At 75.3% G+C, this 6,599-nt stretch carries 3 protein-coding genes; all 3 read left to right on the top strand.

What is annotated here, in order from left to right; translation table 11 throughout:
- A partial coding sequence (locus ABFX54_RS55510; RefSeq protein ID WP_346115415.1) for an FtsX-like permease family protein occupies positions 1–1,233 on the top strand: 1,233 nt, incomplete at its 5' end.
- A gap of 44 nt (positions 1,234–1,277) precedes the next feature.
- Positions 1,278–2,540, top strand: a complete 1,263-nt coding sequence (locus tag ABFX54_RS55505; RefSeq protein ID WP_346115414.1) for an activator-dependent family glycosyltransferase — start codon at positions 1,278–1,280, stop codon at positions 2,538–2,540.
- A gap of 5 nt (positions 2,541–2,545) precedes the next feature.
- On the top strand, positions 2,546–6,599 hold a 4,054-nt coding region (locus ABFX54_RS55500; protein ID WP_346115413.1), incomplete at its 3' end, for a type I polyketide synthase.

Below are 6,599 nucleotides of genomic sequence, written 5' to 3'. Positions count from 1 at the left end.
CTCAGCGTCGTCGTCGCCCTGCTCGTACGCGCCCCGCACGCAGGCGTCGCGGGCCTGGCCGGCGCCGTGCTGGCCCTGGCCGGCGCGCTGACCCTGAGCCGGCTGACCGGCGTGATCGGCAGAGCGCTGGCCGGCCCCGTACGCGCGCTCTCCGCGCGGACCGGCGACCTCGCCCTGCTCAACCTGCGCGGCGGCCGGGCCGGCCGGGCCTCGCTGCCGATCATGCTGGCCACCTGCCTGGCCACCACGAACATCTTCCTCCAGGCCGGCGAGACCGACGCCGCCACCCGCGCCTTCGACGAGTGCCTGCGGGCCGACGCCGTCATGGAGACCGCCACCGGCGGCCTCGCGCCCGCCGCGCTCACCCGCGTCGCGGAGCTGCCGGGGATCAGCGCCGCCGGGCTCGTCACCAGCACCGCCTACCTCTCCGGCGACCGCGGTCAGAGCGAGGCGGGCCGGCCCGCCCACGGCCTGACGAACCTGTCCGGCCTGACCGCGTTCCCCGTGTCGGCCGGATCGCTGGCCGCGCTCGGCGAGCACGGCGCCGCCCTGGGGAAGGAGGAGGCGCGCCGCGCCGGTGCGGCGCTCGGCGACACGATCACCGTGTGGCTCGGCGACGGCACCCCCGTACGCGTGCGCGTGGTCGCCCTGCTGGCGCTGGAGCCGGGCGCGGAGTTCCTGCTCCTGCCCGCCGCGCTGCTCGCCCCGCACACCACGGCCACGCTGCCGGCCCGCGTCCTGATCCGCGGCGGCCCCGGCGTGGACGCCCGCCGGGCCGCCGAGGAGACCGGGCTGCATCCGGCGGGCACCGCCGACTCGGCCGAGCACCTGATGCGCGGCTGGGTCGACTACCTGATCACCGCCGTGATCATGGTGTTCACCGCCATCGCCGTGGCCGCCGCGCAGGGCAGCGCCGCCGCCCGGCGCGGCAGGGAGTTCGGGGTGCACCGGGCCGGCGGCGCCACCCGCGCCCAGGTGATGCGCATGCTCGGCGTCGAGGCCCTGCTGGTGGCCGCGATCGGGGTCGTGCTGGGGACCGTCGGGGTGGTCCCCGTGCTGATCCCCTACTCGGTCGTGGTCAGCGGCCTGCCCCTGCCCTCCGGCTCTGCCTGGTTCTACCTGGCCGTCGTCGTCTCCGGCACCGTGTCCGCGCTGGTGGCCACCCTCTATCACGCCTGGTGCACAGGGGGACGAGAGGGGTGGCTTAGGGGTCGGAGGCCGGGCCGCGGCTAGGTAATTTCCCGGGTGAACGGGAAATTGGCCTGGAGGAATGGTAAATGCGGGTCCTGCTCACCCAGCACGCGGCGACCGCCCATCTGAATCTGATGGTCCCCATTGCGTGGGCGTTGAAATCGGCCGGGCACGACGTCGTGCTCGCCGGCCAGCCCGACATCATGGGCGGAATTCGCGAGACCGGAATCACCGGGGTGTCGGTCGGCGATATGTCCGCGGTGGCGGAGCGGCTCGCCGCGATGTCGCCCGAGGAACACATTTACGGCTCCGGATACGACCTGGCCGAGGAACGCCAGGAAGTCCTCACCTACGCGTACGTCCGCGACTGCCTGGCCGCCTGGGCCTCGCCCCTCGCCTTCGACCTCATCACCGACGAGAGCATGTACGACGACCTCGTCGCCTTCTGCCGCGCCTGGCGGCCCGACCTGGTCATCTGGGACTCCATCACGTTCCCCGGCCCGGTGGCCGCCCGCGCCTGCGGCGCCGCCCACGTCAGGACCACGTTCGGCCGCGACCACTGGGCACGCATGCGCGACCTGTTCCTGCGGCTGCGCGGCGACCGCGACGAGGACCCCGTGGCCGACTGGCTGACGGCCAAACTCGCCCGGTACGGGGCCGGCTACCACGAGGACGTCGTCCTCGGCCAGGCCACCATCGACAGCCTGCCGGGCTGGTCGCGCTTCCCCCTGGAGCACGGGCCCGCGTACCTGCCGGTCCGCTACGTCCCGCACAACGGGCCCGCCGTCATCCCGCCCTGGCTGGTGCCCCCGCCGGCACGGCGCCGCGTCTGCTTCACCCTCGGCGTCAGCGGCGGCGAGATGTGGGGCGGCCAGGGCAGCATCGGGGTCGCCGACCTGTTCGACGCCGTCGCCGACCTCGACGTCGAGGTGGTCGCCACCATCGAGCCCGGCGGCCTGCCCGACGGGCGCAAGGCCCCCGACAACGTCAGGCTCGCCGGATTCGTCCCCCTGCACCCGTTGCTCGCGACGTGCGCCGCGATCGTGCACCACGGCGGCACCGGCACCACCTGCACCGCGCTGGCCGCCGGCGTGCCGCAGCTCATCGTCCCCGCCGCGCTCTACGACGAGCGCGGCCTCGCCCGCGCCCTGGCCCGCCAGGGAGCGGGCGTGACCGTCCAGCCCGCCGAGCTCACCCCCGAGACGCTGCGCGCGGGCCTGGTGCGCCTGCTCGACGAGCCCTCCTACGCCGGCCGCGCCGCCGCGCTCCGCGACGACGCCGCGACCGCGCCGTCCCCCGCCGACCTCGTCCGCGACCTTGAGGACCTGGTCGCCCGCCACCAGAGGTGACGTCCATGGAAAACGAGGCCAAGCTCCTCGACTACCTCCGCCGCGCGACCGCCGACCTGCGCGAGGCCCGCCGGCGGCTCGACGAGTACGCCGAGCCCATCGCCGTCGTCGGCATGGCCTGCCGCTTCCCCGGCGCGGCCGACACCCCCGAGGCACTGTGGCGGCTGCTGGAGTCGGGCACGGACGCCGTCACCGGCTTCCCCGCAGACCGCGGCTGGGACACCGAGAACCTGTACGACCCCGACCCCGACACCCCCGGCAGGAGCTACACCCGCCACGGCGGCTTCCTGCACGACGCAGCCTGGTTCGACGCCGCGTTCTTCGGCATCAGCCCGCGCGAGGCCGTCGCCATGGACCCGCAGCAGCGGCTGCTCCTGGAGACCTCGTGGGAGGCGTTCGAGGCCGCCGGCATCGACCCCGCCGCCGCCAGGGGCAGCGCCACCGGCGTGTACGCGGGCGTCATCTACCACGACTACGGCACCCGCGGCTCCGCCAGGCAGGACGTCGCCGGTTACCTCAGCAACGGCAGCGACGGGGCCGTCGCCACCGGCCGCGTCGCGTACGTCATGGGCCTCGAAGGCCCCGCGATCACCGTGGACACGGCCTGCTCGTCCTCCCTCGTGGCCCTGCACCTCGGCGTCCAGGCGCTGCGCCGCGGCGAGTGCGCCCTCGCCCTGGCCGGCGGCGTCACCGTCATGTCCACCCCCGGCACGTTCGTCGAGTTCAGCAGGCAGCGCGGCCTGTCGCCGGACGGCCGCTGCAAGGCGTTCTCCGACGACGCCGACGGCACCGGCTGGGGTGAGGGCGCCGGCATGCTGCTGCTGGAGAAGCTCTCCGACGCCCGCCGCCACGGCCACCGCATCCTCGGCGTCATCCGCGGCAGCGCCGCCAACCAGGACGGCGCCAGCAGCGGCCTCACCGCGCCGAACGGGCCCGCCCAGCAGAAGGTCATCCGCCAGGCCCTGGCCGACGCCGGGCTCGGCCCCGCCGACATCGACGCGGTCGAGGCGCACGGCACCGGCACCACACTCGGCGACCCCATCGAGGCCCAGGCCCTCATGGCGGTGTACGGCTCGGCACGGGACGGCGGGGCGCCGCTGCGGCTCGGCTCGATCAAGTCGAACCTCGGGCACACGCAGGCGGCGACGGTGGTGGCGGGCGTGATGAAGATGCTGCTCGCCCTGCGGCACGGCACCCTGCCCAGGACCCTGCACGTCAGCGAGCCGACGCCGGAGGTCGACTGGTCCGGCGGCGTCGTCCTGGCCACCGCGAACGAACCCTGGCCCGCCACCCCCGGCCGGCTCCGCCGCGCCGGCGTCTCAGCCTTCGGCGTCAGCGGCACCAACGCCCACATCATCCTGGAAGAACCCCCACACCCAGAACCCGCCGACCCGTCCCCGGAACCCGCCGACGGGCGGACCGACGGCAGTGCTCGGGAGACGGCCGTCCGGGAGCAGACCGTGCTGGCCTGGCCGGTGTCAGGCCGCACCCCGCAGGCGCTCGCCGCACAGGCCGCCAAGCTCGCCGAACACCTGGGGGCAGCCCCCGGCCTGCCGCCCGATGAGGTGGCGCGGACGCTGGCCGGCGCCAGGACCCGGTTCGAGCAGCGCGCCGTCGTGGTCGGCCGCGACCGCGCCGAACTGCTGACCGGCCTGAGAGCCGTCGCCACCGCCGAACCCGGCACCACACCGCTCATCACGAACGATCCGGCACCCGGCACAGCGTCCGAGACCGCGCCCGGCACCACCTCCAATGCCACGGCGGGCATCACGCCCGGGGTCGCGGTCGGTGTCGCCGCCATCGATCCGCGGGTCGTCTTCGCCTTCCCCGGGCAGACCTCCGTCACCCCGGGCGGGCTGCGCGAGCTGCTCGACACCGCGCCCGCGTTCGCCGCCCGCGTCCAGGAGTGCGAGGCCGCGCTCGCCCCCTACGTCGGATGGAAGCTCACCGACCTGCTGCGCGGCGACCCGGCCGCGCCCGCCCCGGTCAGCATGGACGTCGTCCAGCCGACCTCCTGGGCGATCATGGTCGCACTGGCCGAGCTGTGGCGCTCGTACGGCGTCGAACCCGATGCCGTGGTCGGCCACTCACAGGGCGAGATCGCCGCCGCCGTCGTCTCCGGAGCCCTGTCCCTGGAGGACGGCGCCAAGGTCGTGGCCCTGCGCAGCCGCCTGATCACCGAGCTCCTGGCCGGGACCGGCGGCATGATGGCCGTCAGCCTGCCCGAGCAGCAGGCCGCCGAGCAGCTCGAACCCTGGGCCGGCCGCGTCTGGATCGGCGCCGTCAACGCACCCGGCGCCGTCGTCGTCACCGGCGAACCCGGCGCGCTCGACGAACTCCAGGAACGGCTCAAGGCCCAGAACGTGCGCACCAACCGGATCCAGCCCCTCGACTACGCCTCCCACTGCCCCCTCGTCGAGCCGCTGCGAGACCGGCTCGGAGACCTCCTGTCCGGCCTGAGCCCGCGAGCGGCGCACATCCCGTTCTGCTCGACCGTCACCGGCGAGCCGATCGACACCGGGCGCCTCGACGCGGCCTACTGGTACACCAACCTGCGCTCCCCGGTGCTGTTCAGGCAGGCCGTCGAGCACCTGGCCGGCACGGGGCACGGCCTGTTCGTCGAGGTCACGGCGCATCCCGTGCTCACGTACGCGATCGATGGGAGCGCGGAGGGCGCCACCGTCCTCGGGACGCTGCGCCGCGACGAGGGCACGCTGGCCAAGTTCGCGCTGTCGGCGGCGGAGGCGCAGGTGCACGGGGCGGCCGTGGACTGGTCCCCGCTGCTCGGGGACGGCCCGTCGGCGCCGCTGCCGACGTACGCGTTCCAGCGCGAGCACTACTGGCTCGACGGTGAGGACCGGCCGAACGTGGAGTCGGCGGGCCTGACCGAGGCCGGCCACCCACTGCTCGGCGCCGCCGTGCAGGTGGCCGGGACCGGCGACCTGATCCTGACCGGCCGCCTGTCGCGGTCGTCGCAGCCCTGGCTCGCCGACCACGCCGTGTCGGGCCGGGTCGTCCTGCCCGGCACCGCGTACGTGGAGCTGGCCGCGTACGCCGGCGGGCGCACCGGACACGGCCGCGTCGAGGAGCTGACCCTGCGCGCACCGCTGACGCTGCCGGCCGGGGCCTCCGTGAACGTCCAGGTCGTGCTCGCCACCCCCGCCGATGACGACACCCGAGCCGTCGCCGTCAACGCCCGCCACGACGACGCCGCAGCCGACACCCCCTGGACCTGCCACGCCACCGGCACCCTGGCCCCCTACGAACCCCCCACCCCCCTCACCACCGAACCCGCCGCCGGATCCGACACCGAGTTGGACACCGGACCTGACCTGGCGGTCTGGCCTCCGCCGGATGCGGAGCCGGTGGATCTGGCCGGCTTCTACGAAGGGCTCGCCGGGCACGGCCTGGAGTACGGCCCCCACTTCCAGGGCGTCACCGGGGCCTGGCTGCTGGACGGCACCGCGTACGCGGAGGTCGCCCTGCCCGACGGCGTGAGCGCGGCGGGCTACGGCCTGCATCCCGCGCTGCTCGACGCCGCCCTGCACGTGGAGGCGCTGCTGCTGTCCGGCAGTCCCGGCCTGCCCTTCTCCTGGTCGGGCGTGCGCCTCCAGCCGGCGGAGACCACCCGGCTGCGGGTACGGCTGTCCAGGTCCGCGTCCGGCGAGCTGACCGTGCGGCTGGCCGACGCCGGCGGGCGCCCCGTGGCCTCGGTGGACTCGCTCGTCTCCCGCCCCACGGACGGCCCGAACCTGGACCACCTCTACCGCCTGGACCGGATCCCGTCCCCGCACCACGGCCACCGCTCCCGCCACACCAAGATCACCGGCCACGCCCCCACGGCAGCGGTCCTGTCCGCAGCGGGCCTCGGCCCGTACGACCCAGCCCCGGTCCCGAACGGAACCGCACCCCACGCCACCGCCGCGCCGCCTTCGACCGGCCATGACACGCGCGACCCCGAGCTGGCGACGGCGGACGCCGGCGGGGGCGCGGAGGTCGAATTCCTCGCCCTGCCCTCGGGGGGGGGGGGGCCGGGGGGGGGGGGGGGGGCGGTCGACG

Origin of the sequence: Nonomuraea maheshkhaliensis, from assembly GCF_039529435.1 — a bacterium.
Classification (GTDB): Bacteria; Actinomycetota; Actinomycetes; order Streptosporangiales; family Streptosporangiaceae; genus Nonomuraea; species Nonomuraea maheshkhaliensis.
This window is presented reverse-complemented; position numbering and strand designations above follow the sequence as displayed.

What these genes read in the sequence shown, in the direction of transcription:
- ABFX54_RS55505 (WP_346115414.1), top strand. Translation starts at nt 1,278, where the DNA reads ATGCGGGTCCTGCTCACCCAGCACGCGGCGACCGCCCATCTGAATCTG.